This window comes from Bradyrhizobium sp. CCBAU 11361 (assembly GCF_028128935.1).
GTDB lineage: Bacteria > Pseudomonadota > Alphaproteobacteria > Rhizobiales > Xanthobacteraceae > Bradyrhizobium > Bradyrhizobium niftali.
This window is the reverse complement of record NZ_LBJZ01000195.1, coordinates 154,482-175,205: the sequence shown is the minus strand read 5'-3', so window position 1 is coordinate 175,205 and position 20,724 is coordinate 154,482. Positions and strand designations below refer to the sequence as shown.

At 65.4% G+C, this 20,724-nt stretch carries 16 protein-coding genes and 1 riboswitch; of the genes, 13 read left to right on the top strand and 3 right to left on the bottom strand.

The window, feature by feature from the left end:
• Positions 1-74 precede the first annotated feature (74 nt).
• Complete coding sequence (locus tag XI08_RS36355; protein ID WP_271578099.1) at positions 75-2,261, bottom strand: lytic transglycosylase domain-containing protein; 2,187 nt, start codon at positions 2,259-2,261, stop codon at positions 75-77.
• 321 nt (positions 2,262-2,582) lie between these two features.
• Between XI08_RS36355 and XI08_RS36350 the strand changes: the two genes are divergently transcribed.
• The 10 genes from XI08_RS36350 (at position 2,583) to XI08_RS36305 (ending at position 13,850) form a co-directional block, all read left to right on the top strand.
• Positions 2,583-4,319 (top strand): adenylate/guanylate cyclase domain-containing protein, encoded by a 1,737-nt coding sequence (locus XI08_RS36350; RefSeq protein ID WP_271578098.1) that lies wholly within the window; start codon positions 2,583-2,585, stop codon positions 4,317-4,319.
• 104 nt (positions 4,320-4,423) lie between these two features.
• Positions 4,424-4,651 (top strand): hypothetical protein, encoded by a 228-nt coding sequence (locus XI08_RS36345; RefSeq protein ID WP_271578097.1) that lies wholly within the window; start codon positions 4,424-4,426, stop codon positions 4,649-4,651.
• A 91-nt stretch (positions 4,652-4,742) separates the two neighbouring features.
• Positions 4,743-4,955, top strand: a complete 213-nt coding sequence (locus tag XI08_RS36340) for a hypothetical protein (protein ID WP_271578096.1) — start codon at positions 4,743-4,745, stop codon at positions 4,953-4,955.
• A 110-nt stretch (positions 4,956-5,065) separates the two neighbouring features.
• Entirely contained in the window at positions 5,066-5,329 is a 264-nt protein-coding gene (locus XI08_RS36335) for a hypothetical protein (RefSeq protein WP_271578095.1), read from the top strand.
• A 12-nt stretch (positions 5,330-5,341) separates the two neighbouring features.
• Entirely contained in the window at positions 5,342-5,638 is a 297-nt protein-coding gene (locus XI08_RS36330) for a hypothetical protein (protein WP_271578094.1), read from the top strand.
• Positions 5,639-5,702: 64 nt separating this feature from the next.
• A riboswitch (cobalamin riboswitch) is annotated at positions 5,703-5,916 on the top strand.
• Between the two features lie 111 nt (positions 5,917-6,027).
• The gene (locus XI08_RS36325) at positions 6,028-8,106 is read left to right on the top strand and encodes a TonB-dependent receptor domain-containing protein (RefSeq protein WP_442869897.1); all 2,079 of its coding nucleotides are present in this window, start codon (positions 6,028-6,030) and stop codon (positions 8,104-8,106) included.
• Positions 8,107-8,128: 22 nt separating this feature from the next.
• Positions 8,129-9,139: a DUF6925 family protein gene (locus tag XI08_RS36320; protein WP_271578092.1), complete on the top strand. Its 1,011-nt coding sequence runs from the start codon at positions 8,129-8,131 to the stop codon at positions 9,137-9,139.
• 61 nt (positions 9,140-9,200) lie between these two features.
• A complete protein-coding gene (locus XI08_RS36315) occupies positions 9,201-9,782 on the top strand; it encodes a hypothetical protein (protein WP_271578091.1) in 582 nt (193 codons plus the stop codon).
• A gap of 1,535 nt (positions 9,783-11,317) precedes the next feature.
• Positions 11,318-13,042, top strand: a complete 1,725-nt coding sequence (ilvD, locus tag XI08_RS36310) for a dihydroxy-acid dehydratase (RefSeq protein WP_271578090.1) — start codon at positions 11,318-11,320, stop codon at positions 13,040-13,042.
• Entirely contained in the window at positions 13,029-13,850 is an 822-nt protein-coding gene (locus XI08_RS36305) for a tetratricopeptide repeat protein (protein ID WP_027546585.1), read from the top strand. The genes ilvD and XI08_RS36305 overlap by 14 nt, the downstream gene beginning before the upstream one ends.
• Before the next feature lie 16 nt (positions 13,851-13,866).
• Here XI08_RS36305 and xth read toward each other — a convergent pair whose 3' ends face one another.
• Complete coding sequence (xth, locus tag XI08_RS36300) at positions 13,867-14,664, bottom strand: exodeoxyribonuclease III (protein WP_271578089.1); 798 nt, start codon at positions 14,662-14,664, stop codon at positions 13,867-13,869.
• Positions 14,665-14,797: 133 nt separating this feature from the next.
• Here xth and XI08_RS36295 point away from each other — a divergent pair, with 133 nt between their 5' ends.
• On the top strand, positions 14,798-17,125 hold the full coding sequence (locus tag XI08_RS36295; RefSeq protein WP_271578088.1) for an ATP-binding protein: 2,328 nt from the start codon (positions 14,798-14,800) through the stop codon (positions 17,123-17,125).
• Between the two features lie 4 nt (positions 17,126-17,129).
• On the opposite strand, the gene erpA is transcribed toward XI08_RS36295, so the two are convergent.
• Positions 17,130-17,459 carry an iron-sulfur cluster insertion protein ErpA gene (gene erpA, locus XI08_RS36290; protein ID WP_027546587.1) on the bottom strand — a complete coding sequence of 110 codons (330 nt, stop codon included), beginning with the start codon at positions 17,457-17,459 and terminating at the stop codon, positions 17,130-17,132.
• Positions 17,460-17,583: 124 nt separating this feature from the next.
• Between erpA and XI08_RS36285 the strand changes: the two genes are divergently transcribed.
• Together XI08_RS36285 and argS are read left to right on the top strand one after the other, a co-directional pair.
• On the top strand, positions 17,584-18,792 hold the full coding sequence (locus tag XI08_RS36285; protein WP_271578087.1) for a deoxyguanosinetriphosphate triphosphohydrolase: 1,209 nt from the start codon (positions 17,584-17,586) through the stop codon (positions 18,790-18,792).
• A 9-nt stretch (positions 18,793-18,801) separates the two neighbouring features.
• A complete protein-coding gene (gene argS, locus XI08_RS36280; protein WP_271578086.1) occupies positions 18,802-20,592 on the top strand; it encodes an arginine--tRNA ligase in 1,791 nt (596 codons plus the stop codon).
• Positions 20,593-20,724 lie beyond the last annotated feature (132 nt).

Sequence of the window (20,724 nt, the reverse complement as noted above, 5' to 3'; positions counted from 1 at the left end):
AGGCCGCGCAGAATCGTCGGCCGCAGTCACCACGTCCAGCCCCGCGCCGCGTTCCAGCCCCGGCGGTCGCCAGGCTAGGGCGAGGGGGCTGCGGCCGATGCCGTTGGTGCCGCGCTCACTTCCTGCGTCGTGACGCGCTGCTCGGATTTCGCAGCGACCATGCCGCTGCTCTCGAACCGCGCACGGTAGACCAGCACGTTCTCCATCACCCGCTGGACGTAATTGCGCGTCTCCGACAGCGGGATGCGTTCGACCCAGTCGACCGGATCGACCTTGGGATCCCTGGGGTCGCCGCGCGCCTGCACCCATTCGCGCACGCGGCCGCGGCCGGCATTGTAGCCGGCGAAGGTCATGATCTGGTTGCCGCGATATTCCGACCACAGCGCGCTGAGCTCGGCTGCCCCCATCTGCGTGTTGTAGACGGGATCGGAGACCATCCTGTCCCAGTCATAGGTCAGGCCGAAGCGCTTTGCGGTGTCGCGCCCGGCTTCCGGCGTCACCTGCATCAGGCCGACCGCATTGGCGGGCGACTTGTCGCGCTGGTCGAACGAGCTTTCCGTGCGCGCCACCGAATAGATCACGCTGGTCTCGATCGCGGGCGCGACCTGCTTGTGCTCGGGGATGCCGATGGTCGGAAAGGCGTAATGGTCGAGCGCGAACCCGCGCGCCAGCGCCGACTTGCCCACCTCCAGCATGACGCGCGCATCGTTGCGCCGCCCAGCCAGCTCGCCGAGGCCTTCGAGCGCGGCAACGTCGGTGCTCTCCTTGGCAAAATCCTCGGCGTAGTAGAACACCGTGTCGCGCTCGCCGACGCCATAGAGCATGTCGGCCGCGCGCACGCGCTCGTCCGGGGCCTGCGTGTCGGCTGCGGCCAGCACGGGCGAGGGCGGGCGCAGCTCGATGCGGTCGAGGCCGAGCTTGGCGCGGGCGAGCTGACCGTAATAGGCGGTCGGGTAGCGCGCCGCCACTTGATAGCTCTGGCGCGCATCGGCCGTCGCCCCCATCGCTTCCGCGGCGCGGCCGCGCCAGTAATGGGCGCGCGACAGCGCGAGCGGATTGGCCGAGCCTTCGTCGATCGCGGCGAAGTGCATCATCGCCGTCCTGGGATCGTCGAGATAGCGCAGCGCGATCCAGCCGCACATGAAGTGGTAGTCGACGCGATAGACCTCCATCGCCGGCACGGCCGCCGCGCGCACCACGTCGTAAGCGGTCCTGGACTTGCCCTGGTCGAGCAGTTTTCGCGCCAGCAGACGACGCTCGCGCCACCAGGCGTCGGTGTCCTGCGCCGCCATGGTGTCGGGCGCGGCGGCCAGGATCACCTCGGCCGCGTCGTCGATGCGGTCCTTCTGGAGATGCCATTGCGCGCGGCACAGCACGTAGCCGAGATCGCGGCGCGCCTCGGTCGACACGTCATCGAGATAATCCTTGGCCTTGTTGGCCTTGCCGGTGACGGCGGCGCAGGCCTTGACGATCGCGAGCGCATCCTCGCCGAGCCGTTTTGCGGCGCGCCTTGCGCCGGCATAGTCCTTGGCGCCGAGCCGCTTGTCCATGCGGGCGCGATGGTCGTCGGCGGTGAGGAGATCGCGGAACGCCTCGTAAGAATCTTCCTCGCTGCGCTCCGACAATTCGTCCGTGCGCCAGGCCTCGCGGACGAGACGGGCAGCCCTGTCGGCGTCGCCTTCGGCGAGCAGCACGCGGGCGAGCGCGAACTTGCCCTTGGCGCTGGTCGGGCGGTCCATTGTGAATTTGTGCACGGTGGCCGCGTCGGTCTTCTCCTGCCACAGCCGCGCCTCGGCGCGCCGGCGCAGCAGCGCGCTGCTCGGCCAGTCCGGATTGGCGGCGAGGAAGGCGGCGTAGCGTTTGAAATTTGCGGTGCTCTCGGAATGGCGCAGCATGAACCAGTCGGCGAGCTTCTGCCCGGCGGGGTCAGCGATGCGGTCGCGCGCCGCGCCCGCATCATCGGTCTTGCCCTTGCGCGCGAGATCGATCGCGTCCTTGAGTGCGGCGAGGTCGCCGGTCAGCGGCGGGGGCGCGGGCTTGTCTAACGGCTCGTCGTCCTGCTTCTTCGACTTGCGCTTCGCCTCGGCGTGCTTGCCGTGGCGCGATTTCGCCGCGGCATGGCGCTGCTTGTCGGCTTTCGCCTCATGCGTCTTCTTCGACGCGGACGATTTGTGATGGCTCTTCGCCGCCAGCTCCGTCGGAAGGAGAGCCAAGGCGGCCACGGCAACGACACACGCGAGCGAGCGTAGGCACTGGTTCATTCCGTGGTCCCCCCTGCGAAACCAGTACAAACCAAAGTCCGCGACGACATGCGGCTCGAGAATCAAAGCATCGAAAACGATGCCACGGCATCGTTTCGCATTTGTCACGCTGTCGCAACATTGCGGCAAAATACGGATGGAGCGCGGGAACTCTTGCAACGAGGGATAGAGCCGGGTCTTTAATCTTTGTTAACGAATAGGGCCCGCGCGACGATTGCGCAGGGTCCAGGACGTCGCGAGGGCCAGATTGCGCGTGTTCCCGGGCTGAAATCCGGTGTATTGAGTTCCCCGACCTGTCCCTTCAGCCTTTGCCCCGAACCTATGCCGATTTTCAACCAGTCGATCCGGCGCAAGATCGTCGGCATCGCCCTCGGATTGATCGTCCTGATGCTCGTCACCTCGATCCTGTCGATGGTGATGTCGAGCCAGGTCGGCGTTCTCCTGGACGAGCTGACCAACCGCTATATCCCGGCCTATGGCGATCTGGCGCGCGCCAATATTCGCTCGCTGGAGCGGTCGGTGGCGCTGCGGCGCATGGTCATGATGAAGATGCAGGCGTCCTCGGACGAGGAGGCCTATGCGGCGCGCCTGCGCGAGTTCGAGGAAGCGGACCGCAAGATCGAGGAAGAGGCCGAGGGCGCACGCAAGCTCATCAACGCGATCATCGACGACCCGAGGACGCCGTCCGACAATGCCGCGTTGGCGCGGATCGAGATCCGCATCGAGACTGCCGTCACCGAGCTGCGCCGCGAGCTGAACGAGGACCACGCAAAGCTCCTCAAGCAGGTCGACGCCAAGCAGATGGCAGAAGCCCGCGGCACGCTGGAACACATCGATGCCATCCGCGACCAGTTCAACCAGAAGTTCGATGCGATCCGCGCCGACATGCTGACACAGGTCTTCGCCGCGACGTCGCAGGTGATCGGTCACCAGCGGCAGGCGATCGTCGTTTCGGGCATCGTGACCTTGCTCGCTGCGATTGTCGGATTTGCCTTCGCGCTGCTGGTGTCCAGCGGCATCACGCGGCCGGTGCGCCTTTTGCTGGCCGGCACCCGCGAGGTCGAGGCGGGGCGGTTCGACAAGACCATCGCCGTCTCGACCCAGGACGAGATCGGCGAGCTCGCGGCCGCCTTCAACCGCATGATCGAGCAGCTCAGGCACAACGAGCGCATCCGCGAGACCTTTGGCCGCTACATCGATCCGAAGGTGGTGCAGGGCCTGATCGAACGGCCCGAGGTCGCCATCGACGGCCAGCGCCGGGTGATGACCATCATGTTCTGCGACATGAGCGGCTTCACCTCGATGAGCGAGGGCATGACCCCGCGCGGCCTCGTCAAGGTGATGAACCACTATTTCACGGTGATGTCGGTCCCGATCAGGAGCAATCGCGGCGTCATCGACAAGTATATCGGCGATGCCATCATGGCCTATTGGGGCCCGCCCTTCATCGAGGAGGACGAGCCGGCGCTCCTGGCCGGCTGTGCCGCCATCGACATGGCCGACCAGGTGCCCGCGCTCCAGAGGCAATTGCCCGATCTGCTCGGCATCCGCGCCATGCCCGTGCCGTGCGACCTGCGCATCGGCATCGCCACCGGCGAGGTCCTCACTGGCAGCATCGGCTCCGAGCTGATGATGAGCTTCACCGTGATGGGCGATGCCGTGAACCTCGCCTCGCGGCTCGAGGCCGTCAACAAGGTCTATGGCACCCGCATCCTGATCGCGCAGGCGACGGCGGATGCGATCGGTGAGCGTCTCGAATTGCGCGAGATCGATCGTCTGGCGGTCGCCGGCCAGAGCGCGCCGCAGGCGATCTTCGAGGTGATGGCGAGGGCCGGCGCGCTCACCGCTGCGCAGGACGGCTTGCGCGCGCACTTTGCCGAAGGTCTCGCCGCCTATCGCGCCCGCCGCTTCGACGAGGCCCGCGCCGCCTTCAACGCGGCGCTCGAAGCCGTCCCCGGCGACGGCCCCTCGCGCACGCTGCTGTCCCGGATCGCGCAGTTCGAGGCCGATCCGCCGGGCGAGGGGTGGGACGGCGCCTGGCGGCTGGAGCAGAAGTAGGCCCCGCGCGGGAAAAATTGATTCTACTCGATAACGATGTTCGCCCTGACCTATTTCCCGGGCTTAGGTTGGCCGTCCTTGAGGCGTTTGATGGGGACACGCCGATGACCGAACTTGAGGACAGGCTGGAACGGTTCGAGACGCTCACGGCCGAATGCGAGCTGATCGCCAAGCTCGCCACCGACAGCAGCAAGCGCGAATTCTATCTCAAGCTCGCCGAGCACTATTACCAGCTGGCGCGCGAGACGCGGGCCGCGGTCGCGACCAGCGTGCGGCCTGAAGGCGGCTGCAATCCGATCTTAACATTTGAGACGCATCCTCTGAGGGCGTGAGCGTCGCGATTCGCGATGGGAATGCCGGGGCTCGCTGCAATGCAGCGCGTTCCGGTGATGTTGCTTTGCCGGTGTCTTACAGGGCAATCCCATGCGTCTTCTTGCGGTGCTCATCCTCGCGCTCATGACGGCGGCCTGCAACCAGGAGCAGGACATCACCGGCTCGACCGCAGCCTGCCCGGTGCGGAACTACAGCTCTTACAATCCCCGCGACATGAGCCAGTGCGTGGCCGCCTGCAAGGCGTGCGACCATGGCAACACGGTGACCTGCACCACGTCCTGTACGCTCAAGGGCGCGCACTGAGCTGCCAGGGATCGCCGGTCCTTCGGGCGTCGAGGGGCTGACGGTGTCGGGGCACCGGAACGATTCACATGACATAATCATTGGTAGGAGCAGGCAGGACGCGGAGTCCAATGGGAATGGGTATGCTCGATCCCGGCCGGTTTCTGGTGTCGTGCTCGCAGTGCGACGCATGGCCGATGGCGGCCAACGTCAAACGCTCGAGCTGGTCGGCGTCCCCGAGCGAGGTCCGCTTCGTGTGCCCGCGCTGTCGCCGCGAGGAGACCGCGATCGTCTCCGCCTCGGGCGAGTTGACGCCGATCAGGCGCATCGACATCCCGCCGCGCGAAGTCACTGTGGCCTGGGCCCAGGCGCAGCGCCCGAGAGGCCGCACATAGGCGGCCGGCGCATTGCTCGATCCCGTTCGGGAACCCGGCCGATCGTCGGACGTTTCCGCCCCAACATCACCTATCGAGGCCGGGCGAATGATCAGCGAGCATTTCGACACCCGCACACGGATCAACATGAAGCTGGCGCTGGATCGGATTTGCCGCAATCGCGCCGTGGGTGAGGATCATGCGTTCCGCAAGTCGGTCGCCGAGAACATCATCCGCTGCGCGCTGACAGGCCGGACCGGCATCGGTCAGCTCGTCGATGCCGGCGAGCGGGCGGTGGTCACGACGCGCGCGGCGCGGAAGCCTGTCTGATTGTGTTTGCTCGCGTTTGCAGCTCATCGTTCCACCGGTCGATTGACTCCCCGTATGCTCGCCCCCTAGATTGATCGGTGACGGTTCTCCTCATGGAGATCAAAAGGGAACGTGGTGCGAGATTGTCCCGACGCCGGGATTGTCCCAACGCCACGGCTGCCCCCGCAACTGTAAGCGGTGAATCTTTCGTCATATGCCACTGGGAATCTCGGTCCTGGGAAGGCGACGTCAGGTAACGACCCGCGAGCCAGGAGACCTGCCGTCAGCCGTGGTCACACGCGAAGATGTCGGTCGGGGAGTACAGGCATTAGCTTCACCGGAGCAATCGATCGCTCCGCCGTAGAGCCTCGTTCGCTGTGACGTGCCACTGACGTCATACCGAGGTTACAATTGTGTCCCGTATTGTCTCTGCCGCCAGGCGCCTCAGCGCCGGCCTGTTCGCGCTCGTCTCCCTGCACTCACTCGATCTGTCCACCGCCTTCGCGCAGCAATCGGCATCACCGGATCTGCTGCCTCAGGTCGAGGTTGCATCGCCCAAGCCGGCGGCAGGCGCCGTGCAGTCGCCGCCCTCCCAGCCGAGGTCAAGCCAGCGGCGCGAGCCGCGCCAACCTGCGCTGCCGGTCGTCGCCACGTCCGCAGCCCCAAGCCTCGCATCGCCGCTCGTGATCAGTCCGACCGGCGTTGCGACGCCGGCAGGGCAGGTCGCGAGTTCGATCACCGTCGTGACCGAGAAGGACATCCAGACCCGGCAATATCGCACCGTTCCCGACGTGCTGAACACCGTGCCGGGGCTGAACGTGGTCCAGACCGGCGGTCCGGGCGGACAGAGCTCGGTGTTCATGCGCGGCACCAACTCCAATCACACCAAGGTGTTCGTCGACGGCATCGACGTCGGCGATCCCTCGACGCCGAACGGCGCCTTCGATTTCGCGCATCTGTTGACCGCCGACATCCAGCAGCTCGAAGTGCTGCGAGGTCCGCAGAGCGGCCTCTACGGCTCGGACGCGATCGGCGGCGTGATCTCGATCGTGACCCGGAAAGGCGAGGGGCCGCCGCGCGCGACCGCCTCGATCGAGACCGGATCGTTCAACACCTTCAACCAGACCGCGGGCCTCAGCGGCGCGCAGGACAATTTCAACTATGCGCTCAGCGTCGCGCATTTCCATGCCGGCGACGTCCCGGTCACGCCGCTGCAACTGCTGCCGCCGGGACAGAAGGCCAACGGCAACAACTACGACAACATGACCTACTCGACCAAGCTCGGGCTCGACATCAACGAGAACTGGTCGGTCAACAGCGTGGTCCGTTACACCGATGCGACGCTCCTCTTCACCGGCGACGGCGGCTTTCCCAGCGTGCCGAACGCGACGCAGACCCGGCACGGCGTGCATCAGCTCTTCAATCGCCACGAGGCGGTCTGGTCGGTGCTCGACGGTCGCATCAAGAGCTATTTCGCCGTGAATTACGCCAATCTGCGCAGCGACGATATCGGCCCGGCCGACCTCGTCTCGACCATCACGACCGGCGAGCGCATCAAGTATGACTGGCACAGCGTCGTCGCGCTGGCGCGGGGCAACAATCTGGTGTTCGGCGCCGAGCAGCAGACCGAGCGGATCGACACCACCGGCTTTGCGGTCGAGAACGGCAACAAGGCCGGCTTCATCGAACTGCAGTCGGAATTCGCAAAACGCTTCTTCCTGGTCGCCAATATCCGCAACGATCACAACGACCAGTTCGGCGAGCACGCGACCTACCGCGTCGCGCCGGTGCTGATCGTGCCTGTGACCGAGACCAAGCTGAAGGCGAGCTACGGCACCGGCTTCAAGGCACCGACGCTCAGCGAGCTCTACCAGAACTTTCCCGATTTCGGCTTCTTCGGCAATCCAAACCTGAAGCCGGAGCAGAGCGAAGGCTACGATGTCGGCTTCGAGCAGCCGCTGTTCGACGACCGCATCAGGTTCGGCTCGACCTACTTCCACAACAGCATCACCAACCTCATCACCACCAACGCGACCTTCACGTCCTACGCCAACGTGAATCTCGCCACGACCGAGGGCACCGAGAGCTTCGTCTGGGCGCAAATCACCGAGCGTTTTGGCATCCGCGCCGATTACACGTTCACCCGCGCCGTCGATGCCGGCACCGGATTGCAGTTGCTGCGCCGGCCGAAGGAAAAGTGGAGCGCGACCGCGACCTGGAAACCGATCGATCCGCTCACGCTGTCGGCGACCGTGCTTCATGTCAGCGACTGGCGCGACGTCACGCGGGACGGATCGGTGTCGGGCATCACGGCGCCCGGCTACACGCTCGTCAATCTGCGCGGAGACTATGCGCTCAACGACCAGGTCAAGCTGTTCGCGCGGGTCGATAATCTCTTCAACACGCACTACCAGAATCCGACCGGCTTCCTCGCGCCCGGGCTCGGTGTGTTCGGCGGCATCCGCATGGCGAGCTTTGGCGTAAGATAGCAGGGATCATGGGAGCCATCGCATGACGACAGCCGATCCGCGCATGGACTTGCTCGCAGGCCAGCTTGCCGATGCCGAGGCCGGCTGGAGCATCGGCACATTCGGGGCCATCGCCGAGTTCACGCGTGAGCCCGGCGAGGCCTTCGACATGGAGCGGTCTCGCGACAGGGCCAGTGTCGTGACGGACAAGGGCGGGATACGCATCGTGTCCCATCCCGACCTGCGCCTGATTGCGTCGGAGTCGCCGACCACCGAGAGCTGGAGCCATCGCGTCGCACTCTGCCTCCCGTATGAGGCGAGTGCGATGTGCAGGCGCACGGAGTTGACCGAAATCGGCCCGGACCGCGAGGCACTGCGCCGACGGGATCGCGATGGCATCCTGTTCGATCTTGGCCTTGGCGCGTTGCAGATCGACGCCTGCATCCGGGTCGGCGACGCCGACGCCGTCGCCGCATTGAGGCGCCGCACGGGCCGATCCGTGTTCGCAGCCGAAAGCGACGTCATGCGGATCATCTTCGCCGCCGATCCGCACCGCGTTTTCATCAGCAGGATGGGGCGGGCCGAAGTGTTCCAGCCGATCCCGCCGCCGGGCGGGCGAAGCCCCGACGGCCCGCACACCCATGTCCTGCCAAAATTGCTCGCGCATGGCCGCACCCATGCTGCGACCGAGCCGCTGCCCGAGGGCTGGATTCCTTGTGCGCATCTCTATCCGGCCCATCCGCTCCGCGATCAGCTCGGCCGCAAGCGCGGGTTTCGTCCGGACCATCACGCTGCCTTTCAGGCCGTGCTCGAACGCTACGGGCTGCCGGAGCTGACGGCATTCAAGCGGAGTGTTGTCGAGGCCGTGGCGGCCGGCCGGGGACCTGAGACGGTGACGGTCCCGTCCGATCGCACGGCGCGCGCCAACATCCGGGTGGCCGTGCGGCAGTTGCTGGAGCTGGAACCGCGCGCGGCGGCACTCGCGGCCTGGCTGGCCGTGTACGACCCGCGCGATCCTCCCGAGACCGAAGACCCCATGGAGGCCCTTCACTGAGCCAGACGTGCTGCCGTGTTCCCGCAAAGATGTGCTACAAATCCCACAAGGAGATCGTTCCATGACTGTCACTATCCTGCCGCCCCATGCCGACCGTTTTCGCCTTCACCCGGTCGCGCCGCGCCTTGCGCCGATGTTCGGCTTTGCGCTGCTGACGGTGTCATGCGCGCTCGCGAGCTTCGCGCTCGCCTGCGCAACGCCGTTTGCGGCCTTCGCGGTCGTCGCGGCCGCGATGCTGCCGCTGCGACCGGCGCTGCTCGTCGTCACCGGCGCGTGGCTCGTGAACCAGTGCATCGGCTTCGGCGCGCTGCACTATCCGATCGATGGCAGCACGATCGCCTGGGGTTTTGTGATCGGCGCTGCTGCCCTTGTCGCGACCGCGGCCTCATCGGCCGTTCTTCGTATGCTGCCGCAGGGCCGCACGCCGTTGATGCTGGCGATCACATTCGTCGCCGCCTACGCGGCCTATGAGCTCGTGCTGCTCGCCGCGACGCCGGTCCTCGGCGGAGAGGGCGCCTTCACCGCGGCCATCGTGGCGCGGATCGGACTGACCAGCGCGGTCTGGCTCGCCGGCCTCGTCGCCGCCTGCGAGATCGTCCGCCTGGCCGATCCGTTCAGGCGCAAGGGAGCGATGTCGGCCTGAGCGCCATCGCGTTCCGCTTTGGCGTAGCCCGGGTGAGCGCAGCGATACCCGGGACCGCTGTAGCTGGTGGCAAGACCCGGATGTCGCTTCGCTCATCCGGGCTACAGACTACGAGACCTTGCGTTGCCCGACGGGCAAAACACCCCCGCGATCGGTCAAGCCGCTCACGCGAAAATATTCCACTTTACCGAAATTCGGAATTGCCGTATGTGTCGCCCATCCCGGCTCATCCTTGAGGGGCGATCATGTGGTCGTCATTTTCGCGAGCCGGGCTTGCGGTGGACGCGGCAGCGTCGGGCGCGAGAGGTTAAGGGCAGGGCGGATTGCTCTCCGTGAGCCCAATACTTCGTGCGGACGAACGGCGCTGACAGGTTCGTCTCGCCAGCAGGTTTCCGGCTCCGTCGACAGGGCTGGAAAAACCGCGGCGAAATGGCGGGCCGTGCGTACGGCAAAACCGTGTGGTCCTGACCGTCGTTGCTACGGTCAAGCTCTTGCGGAGGCGGCAGTCGCGTCAACCGGCGCGGTGCTGGTGAATTCCGCGAAGGCGAGGGAGGCCAAAACGAACTCGGCTCCCGGGAGAGCACGGCATAAGCCGTCCAACCACTGCGCAGGGAAGGCCGAGTGATTGGCTACACCTGTATGCTGCTGTGCGGTTTCTCCTGCGTGTGCTTTTCGCGCAGCGGACCGCGGGTGCCAGGTCAGCACCCGGCCTTCCCTGCGCCCTCTTGGTCAAGAGGGTGGAGCGACGAAGCAAAGCTCGGGCGAAATGCGCCGCGAGGCTGCGAAGGCGTGTCTGCAACCACACACTCGCTGTCATCGCCCGCGAAGGCGGGCGATCCAGTATTCCAGAGACGGCTGTGATTGAGCCGAGAGGCCGCGGCGTACTGGATTCCCCGCCTTCGCGGGGAATGACAGTTGTATTTGGAGGACGAAGCCGCTGCACCTTGCTCCGTCATTGCGAGCGCAGCGAAGCAATCCAGAGTGTTTCCGCGGAGGGATTCTGGATTGCTTCCTCCTTCGCTAAAGCTTCGGCGGACAAGTCGCTGCGCTCGCAATGACTTGGTTGGATCCAGCACGCTCAAATCCTTCACCGTCATCCCCGCGCAATGGCGAAGCCATTGGAGGTGCTCGTTCTGCGACGCAGGACGAGCCTCGAAGGATGACGGGGCCGGCAATCTGAGGGCGCGACTCAGTTGAGGCGCGCTCCCTCCGTGAGGCTGCGCCGGGGCGCGCCGGACCCGCCGCAAAATCTGAAGTTGTGGATTGTCATCTTCGTGAGGGTATCTCAGTAAGCCGACCCGTGTCTTCCCGGTAACGATTGTGCTGTTCACGCAACACTCCTTCCGGATTAAGCCCTCATCGCCAGCCGTTCGCATCACCGCCGCTTTTTAGCCACACCCGAACATGAATAAAATCACTCTAATGTTTTAGGGACAGCGGCGGTCCTCGAGGCGAACGGGAAATCCCAAGGTCGATTCAAATCTTGGCTCTGATTTTTCGGGTCTGAAAGGGTTGGCCGGGGAAACTGGTTTGCGATGGACGCGAAGAGCAACATCAAGCAGAGGCTGCCGAGCCGTCACGTGACGGAAGGCCCTTCGCGCGCGCCCCATCGGTCCTACTTCTACGCCATGGGGCTGACCACGGAGCAGATCCACCAGCCCTTCGTCGGCGTCGCCTCCTGCTGGAATGAAGCCGCCCCCTGCAACATCTCCCTGATGCGCCAGGCGCAGGCGGTGAAGAAGGGCGTCGCGCATGCCGGCGGCACCCCCCGCGAATTCTGCACCATCACCGTCACCGACGGCATCGCCATGGGCCATGACGGTATGCGCTCCTCGCTGCCGTCGCGCGAATGCATCGCCGACTCCGTCGAGCTGACCGTCCGCGGCCATGCCTATGACGCCCTTGTTGGCCTTGCCGGCTGCGACAAGTCGCTGCCGGGCATGATGATGGCGATGGTGCGCCTCAACGTGCCCTCGATCTTCATCTATGGCGGCTCGATCCTGCCCGGCAATTTCCGCGGGCAGCAGGTTACCGTGCAGGACATGTTCGAGGCCGTCGGCAAGCATTCGGTCGGCGCCATGTCGGACGAGGATCTCGACGAGATCGAGCGCGTGGCGTGCCCCTCGGCGGGTGCCTGCGGCGCGCAGTTCACCGCCAACACCATGGCGACTGTTTCGGAAGCCATCGGCCTGGCGCTGCCTTACTCGGCCGGCGCTCCGGCACCGTATGAAATCCGCGACGCCTTCTGCATGACCGCAGGCGAGCAGGTGATGGAGCTGATCGCCCAAAACCTCCGGCCGCGCGACATCGTCACCCGCAAGGCTTTGGAGAACGCCGCCGCCGTTGTCGCGGCCTCCGGCGGCTCGACCAATGCTGCGCTGCACCTGCCGGCGATCGCGCACGAGTGCGGCATCAAGTTCGACCTGTTCGACGTCGCCGAAATCTTCAAAAAGACACCTTATGTCGCGGATTTGAAGCCGGGCGGCCGTTATGTCGCCAAAGACATGTTTGAAGTAGGTGGCATCCCGCTTCTGATGAAGACGCTGCTCGACAACGGATTTCTCCACGGCGACTGCATTACGGTCACCGGTCGAACGATCGCCGAAAACCTCAAGAGCGTGAAGTGGAATCCGCACCAGGATGTGGTGCACCCGGCAGACAAGCCGATCACCGTCACTGGTGGTGTGGTGGGTCTGAAGGGCAATTTGGCGCCAGAAGGTGCGATCGTGAAAGTCGCGGGAATGTCCAACCTCAAGTTTACCGGTCCGGCCAGGTGCTTCGACCGGGAGGAGGATGCTTTCGAGGCGGTCCAGAAGCGCACCTACCGCGAAGGCGAAGTCATCGTGATCCGCTACGAGGGCCCCAAGGGCGGCCCAGGCATGCGGGAAATGCTCCAGACCACCGCGGCGCTGACCGGACAGGGCATGGGCGGCAAGATCGCGCTCATCACCGACGGCCGCTTCTCCGGCGCCACCCGCGGCTTCTGCATCGGCCATGTCGGGCCGGAAGCCGCCATTGGCGGGCCGATCGGGCTGCTTGAGGATGGTGACATCATCGAGATCGATGCGGACGCCGGTACCCTTAACGTAAAATTGAGCGACCAGGAGCTTGCCCAGCGCAAGACCAAATGGAGCGCTCGCGCGACTAACCACACGACGGGCGCGCTCTGGAAATATGCTCAGCAGGTTGGACCAGCGGTCGGGGGGGCAGTCACCCATCCCGGCGGTGCGCACGAGAAACAGTGTTATGCGGACATCTAGGCGTGCCATTGTTGCGTTTGTGTTGGGGGCCGGTGCTCTGGCCGCGCCGGCGCTCGCCTTCGACGGCGCGCCGGTCAACCAGAAGGACGCGACCATCCCTGTCGTGACCACGTTGCCGGGGGCCGCGGGTGCGGTGCGCAGCAAGGTGCCGCCGGCGACCCAGGAAACCTCGCTCAGCGCCCTGCAATATGCCGCCGAGGGCGGCCATCCGATCGCGCAGTGGAAGCTCGGCCGCATGTACGCCAATGGCGACGGCGTGGCCCAGGACGACGTGCGCGCCTTCGAATATTTCAGCCGGATCGCCAACGCGCATGCCGAGGACAGCCCCTCGGCGCCGCAGGCGCAGATCGTGGCCAATGCCTTCGTCGCGCTCGGCCGCTACTATCTCAGCGGCATCCCGAATTCGAAGATCAAGCCGGACCAGGACCGGGCGCGGGAGATGTTCTCCTATGCGGCCTCCTATTTCGGCAATGCGGATGCCCAGTACGATCTGGCCCGGCTGTACCTGAAGACGCCGGACGCCTCGCGCGAGGATTTCCGCTATGGCGCGCGCTGGCTCGGGCTCGCCGCGCAGAAGGGCCAGCACGAGGCCCAGGCGCTGCTCGGCCAGATGCTGTTCAACGGCGACCGTCTGCCGCGGCAGGCCGCGCGTGGGCTGATGTGGCTGACGCTGGCGCGCGACAGTGCCGGTGCCGAGGAGACCTGGATCAAGGAAAGCTACAACCGCGCCTTCGCCAAGGCCTCCGACGACGACCGCGCCATGTGCCTGCAAATGCTGGAACAATGGGTGCAAGGCCGCCGGGAGTGATCCCCAGGAGGCGGCATTACGCCGCCTCGAGATCCAGATCCGCCCATACCGGAACGTGGTCCGACGGCTTCTCCCAGCCGCGGACATAGCTGTCGATGCCGACATTGGCGAGCTTATCGCTGGCCTGCGGCGACAGCAGCAGATGGTCGATGCGCAGCCCCTGGTTCTTCTGCCAGGCGCCGGCCTGGTAATCCCAGAAAGTGTAGAGTCCCGGCTCGTCGGTCACGGCCCGCAAGGCATCGGTCAGGCCGAGGCCGAGCAGGGACTGAAAACTCTCCCGCGTCTCGGCCTTGAACAGGGCGTCCTCAGTCCAGGCGGCAGGATTGGAGACGTCGCGGGCATGCGGAATGACGTTGAAGTCGCCGGCGAGGATCAGCGGCTCCTCGGTCTTGAGGCGCTCCTTCGAATATTCAAGAAGTCGCGACATCCATTTGAGCTTGTAGGGATATTTCTCGGTCCCGACCGGATTTCCATTGGGCAGATAGAGGCAGGCGATACGCAGCACGCCGGACTTGAGCGTCACCACGCCCTCGAGGAAGCGGGCATGCGCATCCTCGTCGTCGCCAGCCAACCCTGACTTGGTCTCGCCGAAGCGGAGCTTCGAGAGCAGGGCGACGCCGTTGAACGTCTTCTGCCCGTGCGTGACCACGTTGTAGCCGAGCGCCTCGATCTCCAGGCGCGGGAACGCCTCATCGACGCATTTGATCTCCTGGAGGCAGACGATGTCCGGCTGACACTCCTTCAGCCAGGACAGGAGCAGGTCGATCCGCTGCCGGACCGAGTTGACGTTCCAGGTGGCTACTCTGATGGGCATTTCGACGGCTCCGGGCAGGGGCACCCGTTAGAACAAAATGCAAACGCCCCCGTCAAGGACGCCGCAAAATCTCCCACAAAATTAACCCGGCTTAAGCGGGTCGCAGGCCATTGATACGGAAAAGGTTCCATGGATGGGTTGGCGGGTCGAAACTTCACAACGAGCTGAGCCGCGCGACGGGCTGGTCGGCGCGTTCCTGTATTGGCTCGGCGGCTTCGAGATCGAGGACGGCCTGACCGCCGATCTCAGCGAGCGCGAGCTCAGCCGGATCCGCGCCAAGCAGATCGACGCGGTGACGCGGCTGATCCCGGTGACGATGGCCGTCACCATGCTCAACGTCCCCATCGTGCTGATCCTGTTCTGGGGCAGGGGCTGGAACGGCTTCCTCGCAATCTGGGGTCTGACGCTCGCTGCCACCGCCTCGCTCGCGGTCCGTTCGTGGCGGCGCTCGTACCGGAACCCGCCGCAGGAGGCTTCGCCCCGCGCCGCACGGCATATGCTGCGGCAGGCGTTCTTCCTCGCCGCGATCTGGGCCACGCTGCCACTCGCGCTGTTCAGCCACATCGAGCCGACCAGCCAGCTGATCCTGGCCTGCCTGATGGTCGGCGTGATGTCCGGCGGCGCCTTCACGCTCTCGACCTTCCCGCGCGCCGGCCTCGTCTATCTCGCCACGATGACGGTCGGCTGCGCCGGCGCGCTGCTATTGTGCGGCGCCGGGCCGTATCTGGTGACCTCGGGGTTCCTGCTGCTGTTCGCGTTCTTCATGGCGCGCAACATCGTCTCGCAAGGCAACCTGTTCCTCGGCAATCTCAAGGCCCAACTCGAGCTCGAACGGCAGACCGAGATCATCTCGCTGCTGCTGAAGGATTTCCAGGAGAACGCCAGCGACTGGCTGTGGCAGACCGATGCCGAGGGACACCTGGTCGACGTGCCCGAGCGCTTCGCCGATGTCGCGCAGCTGCCGCTTCCGCTGCTAAAGGGCTCGCATTTCGCCGACGTGCTCGACATGCTCTGCCCCGAGGACAAGGGCGCGGCCTACAACATCGTCGGCCTGATGGAACATGCCGAGCCGCTGCACGAGATGAACCTCAAGGTCGTTGCCGGCGGCGAGGCGCGGCTGTGGTCGCTGACAGCGAAGCCGGCCTACGACCGCGACGGCCAGTTCCTCGGCTATCGCGGCTTCGGCCGCGACGTGACCGAGCGCTGGCGCGCGGAAAAGGCCGAGGCCGAGAGCCGCGCCAAGTCCGACTTCCTCGCCGTGATGAGCCACGAGATCCGGACGCCCATGAACGGCGTGCTCGGGCTTGCCAGCATGCTGCTCGAAACCAAGCTCGATCCGGAGCAGCGCGAGGCCGTCACCACGATCCGCGAGTCCGGCGACAATCTGCAGCGCATCCTCAACGACATCCTCGATCTGTCCAAGCTCGAGGCCGGCCGCTTCGCATTCGAGGCGATCGACTTCGCACCGCAGGCGCTGGTCGAGACGGTCGCGACCGTCGTGCGCGCGAGCGCCAAGAGCAAGGGGCTCACGGTCAAGGTCGAGCTCGATCCCAACCTGCCGCCGACGCTGCGCGGCGACGTCGCGCGCATCCGGCAGGTGCTGCTCAACCTCGCGTCCAACGCGGTGAAGTTCACCGACGAAGGCGAGGTGACGATCTCGGCCACCTGCCAGGCGCGGCGCGACCTGCTGGCGACCGTCGAATGGACCGTCACGGACAGCGGCATCGGCATCGCCCCCGAAAAACTCGGCCAGCTGTTCAGCGATTTCGCCCAGGCCGACGCCTCGATCAGCCGGCGCTTCGGCGGCACCGGGCTTGGGCTTGCGATCTCCCGGCGCATCATCGAGCAGATGGGCGGCACGATCGGCGTCACCTCGACGCCGGGCGAGGGCTCGACTTTCCGCTTCACGCTGGTGCTGCCCTGGAGCCAGGCGCCGGTATCAGACCAGGCGGCCGGCCGCGACGAGGCCGACGAGCTCAAGGTGCGTATCGCCGAACTCGACCGGCCGTTGAAGGTGCTGGTCGCCGAGGACGATGCCGTCAACCGCATGGTTGTGAGCAAGATGCTCGGTGCCTTCGATGTCGAGCTGCGCGTCGTCACCGACGGCGTCGAGGCCGTCGCGGCGGCCTCGGAGGGCGATTACGATGCCGTGCTGATGGACGTGCGCATGCCCGACATGGACGGTCTTGCGGCAACCCGGGCGATCCGCGCGCAAGGCGACCGCTTCGAGGCCCTGCCGATCATCGCGCTCACCGCCAACGCCTTCCCTGAAGACGTCAGGATCTGCCGCGAGGCGGGCATGTCGGACTTTCTGGCAAAGCCGCTGCGCAAGCCCGCGCTGGTCGCGGCATTGCTGCGGGCGCTAAACCACGTGTCGTCGGACGACGCGCCGCTTCAGCCGGAGCTGATGCCGGCCGAGGTTGAGTGGACCGAGGAAGAACGGCAGATCACCGGCGCGTAGGCGCTCAGATCGAGAAGCTGGTCCCGCAGCCGCAGGACGCCGTCGCGTTGGGATTGTTGACGCGGAACGAGGCGCCGATCAGGTCATCGACGAAATCGACCTGCGACCCCGCCAGGAACGGCTGGGAGGCGGAATCGACCAGCACCACCGCACTGTCCTGCTCGATCACGAGATCGTCGTCGGTGCGGTCGCGGTCGATATCGAACTTGTACTGAAAGCCGGAACAGCCGCCGCCCTCGACCGAGATGCGCAGCATCGCGCCTGACCCTTCGCCCTTGAGTATCTCCCCAATCCGGCGTGCGGCCCGGTCACTGATGGTCACGGCAGTCATCATTTCTGGTCTCCGATCGTCGGCGGCGTCATACCAAGGTTACTTGCCCAATTCATTTGGTATCCCGCATCCGGCATAGTTAAGTGCCACCATACGCAGAATCAAATGGATAGGGACTAAATTCGCCGTGTCCGTCGGAATGGCAGCCCCCCACGCGCCCTATGCCTGCGACCCCGATCGCAGCCGCGGCCGGCTGGTCGCCGAGCCGCCGAGCCGGACCCGCAGCCCGTTCCGCCGGGATTGCGACCGGGTGATCCACTCCACCGCGTTCCGCCGCCTCAAATACAAGACCCAGGTCTTCGTGTTCCACGAGGGCGACCATTATCGAACCCGGCTGACCCATTCGCTCGAGGTGGCTCAGATTGCCCGGGCGCTGGCCCGGCAGCTCGGGCTCGACGAGGACCTCACGGAAACCCTGGCGCTCGCGCACGATCTCGGCCATCCGCCGTTCGGGCATGCCGGCGAGCGGGCGCTGGATGCCTGCCTGAAGAAGTTTGGTGGCTTCGATCACAATGCCCAGGCCTTGCGCGTGGTCGCGGCGCTGGAGCACCGCTATCCCGAATTCGACGGCCTGAACCTGACCTGGGAGTCGCTGGAGGGCATCGTCAAGCACAACGGCCCGCTGACCGATCGCAGCGGCGCACCGGTCGGGCACTATCGCGAGCATGGCATTCCCGTCGGCATCGCCGACTACATCAAGGTCTACGATCTCGAATTGTGGAGCTTCGCCTCGCTCGAAGCACAAGTCGCGGCGATCGCAGACGACATCGCTTATGACGCCCACGACATCGACGACGGCCTGCGTGCCGGCCTGTTCGATCTCGACGATCTCAAGGTAATGCCGCTCACGGCCGAGATCATTGCCGAAACCTCGGCACATTATCCCGATCTCGAAGATGTCAGGCGCGGCGCCGAGCTGGTGCGCGAGCTGATCTCGCACCTGATCGGCGCGGTGTTTGCGGAGGCGCAGAAGAACCTTGCCGCCACCCAGCCGCAATCGGCCCAGGACGTGCGCCAGCAGAGCCGGGCCCTGATCGCGTTTCCCGCTGACGTCGCGGAGGAGGAGGCCGCCATCAAGCGCTTCCTCTACCAGCACATGTACCGCCACAAGCGGGTGATGCGGGTGATGGGGGAGGCCGAACAGATCCTGTTCGACTTGTTCGCGAAATATTTGAAATCGCCGGCCGAGCTGCCGCCGGAATGGCTGCTGGGAGCGGAGGCGGATAATGAGGGCGACCGGGCCCGGCGGATCGGCAATTTCATTGCCGGAATGACCGACCGTTTCGCCCTGACCGAGCATCAGCGGCTCTTTGACTCGACCCCGGATTTGCGTTAGGCGGCGGCCATGCCCGACACATCCTCATCCCTGCACCTGTTCGCTGACGTGCTCGCACGCGTGCACGCCGCCTGCCGCGCGCTCGCGGCGGATGCCAGCTGGCCCGAGGACATCGATTTCTCGCGCGTGGTGGTCGAGCCTCCGCGCGACGCCTCCCATGGCGACATGGCGACCAACGCCGCCATGGTGCTTGCGAAAGAGGCAAAGGCAAAGCCCCGCGATCTCGCCGAGCAGATCGCCGAGCGGCTGCGGGCCGATGCGCTGATCGCCAAGGTCGACGTCGCCGGCCCCGGCTTCATCAATTTGACGCTGAAGCCCGCCGCCTGGGCCGAGGCGCTGCGCACGGTGCTGCGCGAGGGCGCCGATTACGGTCGCGTCCGCGGTGGCTCCAAGGTCAATGTCGAATATGTCTCGGCCAATCCGACCGGGCCGATGCATGTCGGCCATTGCCGCGGCGCCGTGTTCGGCGACGCGCTGGCGAGCCTGCTCCAGTTCGGCGGCCACGACGTCACCCGCGAATATTACATCAACGATGCCGGCGCCCAGGTCGACGTGCTCGCGCGTTCCGCCTTCCTGAGGTACCGCGAGGCGCTGGGCGAGGATATCGGCGCGATTCCGGAAGGATTCTATCCCGGCGACTACCTCAAGCCGGTTGGGCAGGCGCTCGCTAAGGAGTTTGGCGACAAGCTCCGCGCGATGAACGAGGCCGAATGGCTTCCGACCGTGCGTGCCAAGGCGATCGCGATGATGATGGACGAGATCAGGGACGATCTCGCCGCCCTCAATATCCGCCACGACGTGTTCTTCTCGGAGCGCTCGCTGATCGAGAACGGCAACAACAAGGTCGCCGAGACCATCGACTTCCTGCGCGCCAAGGGCGACATCTACGAAGGCCGCCTGCCGCCGCCGAAGGGGGCGCCGGTCGAGGATTGGGAAGACCGCGAGCAGCTGCTGTTCAAGGCGACCGCCTACGGCGACGACGTCGATCGTCCGCTGATCAAGTCGGACAATTCCTACACCTACTTCGCCTCCGACATCGCCTATCACAAGAACAAGTTCGACCGTGGCTTTGCGGAGATGATCGACGTCTGGGGCGCCGACCATGGCGGCTACATCAAGCGGATGCAGGCGGCGGTGAAGGCGACGACCTCCGGCAAGGGCGCGCTCGACGTCAAGATCGTCCAGCTCGTGAAGCTGCTGCGTAATGGCGAGCCGGTGAAAATGGGCAAGCGGGCCGGCAACTTCGTCACCTTGCGTGAGGTGGTGGATGAAGTCGGCCAGGACGCCGTCCGCTTCATGATGCTCTACCGCAAGAACGACGCCGTGCTGGATTTCGATCTTGCCAAGGTCATCGAGCAGTCGCGCGACAACCCGGTGTTCTACGTCCAGTACGGCCACGCCCGGGGCCACTCGATCTTCCGCAATGCGCGGGCCGAGGTGTTCCCGGACCTGCCGGATGATACCGCCAAGCGCACTGCCTGGCTCGGCGAGTCGGCCGTGGAGCAGCTGTCGGACCCCGTCGAGCTCGAACTTCTCAAGCGCCTCGCAATTTATCCGCGGATGCTGGAAGCCGCCGCCGCGGCCCATGAGCCGCACCGGATTGCCTTTTATCTCTATGACTTAGCGAGCGAATTTCACGCACTTTGGACGAAGGGGCGCGATTTGCCCTATTTACGCTTCATTATCAATAATGATGCAGATCTAACAAAGGCGCGACTGGCCATGGTCCAGGGCGTCGTCTCGGTTCTGGCATCGGGCCTCGCCATCCTCGGCGTCCATGCCCCGGACGAGATGCGGTAGTTTGGGGCGAACTACTTAAGGGGATTGTGGGGGTAACCGGCAGAAGCCGGACCGCTGAGACTTGGTTGACAGCCTTGTGGGTCGAAAGCCGTGCCTTGGTCGAGGGGCGCGCGGCTTTCCCGAAGGGACGCA

Excerpts from the sequence above, each read along its gene's own strand:
- XI08_RS36355 (WP_271578099.1), bottom strand. The coding sequence starts at position 2,261 with ATGAACCAGTGCCTACGCTCGCTCGCGTGTGTCGTTGCCGTGGCCGCC.
- XI08_RS36350 (WP_271578098.1), top strand. The coding sequence starts at position 2,583 with ATGCCGATTTTCAACCAGTCGATCCGGCGCAAGATCGTCGGCATCGCC.
- XI08_RS36345 (WP_271578097.1), top strand. The coding sequence starts at position 4,424 with ATGACCGAACTTGAGGACAGGCTGGAACGGTTCGAGACGCTCACGGCC.
- XI08_RS36340 (WP_271578096.1), top strand. The coding sequence starts at position 4,743 with ATGCGTCTTCTTGCGGTGCTCATCCTCGCGCTCATGACGGCGGCCTGC.
- XI08_RS36335 (WP_271578095.1), top strand. The coding sequence starts at position 5,066 with ATGGGAATGGGTATGCTCGATCCCGGCCGGTTTCTGGTGTCGTGCTCG.
- XI08_RS36320 (WP_271578092.1), top strand. The coding sequence starts at position 8,129 with ATGACGACAGCCGATCCGCGCATGGACTTGCTCGCAGGCCAGCTTGCC.
- XI08_RS36315 (WP_271578091.1), top strand. The coding sequence starts at position 9,201 with ATGACTGTCACTATCCTGCCGCCCCATGCCGACCGTTTTCGCCTTCAC.
- ilvD (WP_271578090.1), top strand. The coding sequence starts at position 11,318 with ATGGACGCGAAGAGCAACATCAAGCAGAGGCTGCCGAGCCGTCACGTG.
- XI08_RS36305 (WP_027546585.1), top strand. The coding sequence starts at position 13,029 with ATGCGGACATCTAGGCGTGCCATTGTTGCGTTTGTGTTGGGGGCCGGT.
- xth (WP_271578089.1), bottom strand. The coding sequence starts at position 14,664 with ATGCCCATCAGAGTAGCCACCTGGAACGTCAACTCGGTCCGGCAGCGG.
- XI08_RS36295 (WP_271578088.1), top strand. The coding sequence starts at position 14,798 with ATGGGTTGGCGGGTCGAAACTTCACAACGAGCTGAGCCGCGCGACGGG.
- erpA (WP_027546587.1), bottom strand. The coding sequence starts at position 17,459 with ATGATGACTGCCGTGACCATCAGTGACCGGGCCGCACGCCGGATTGGG.
- argS (WP_271578086.1), top strand. The coding sequence starts at position 18,802 with ATGCCCGACACATCCTCATCCCTGCACCTGTTCGCTGACGTGCTCGCA.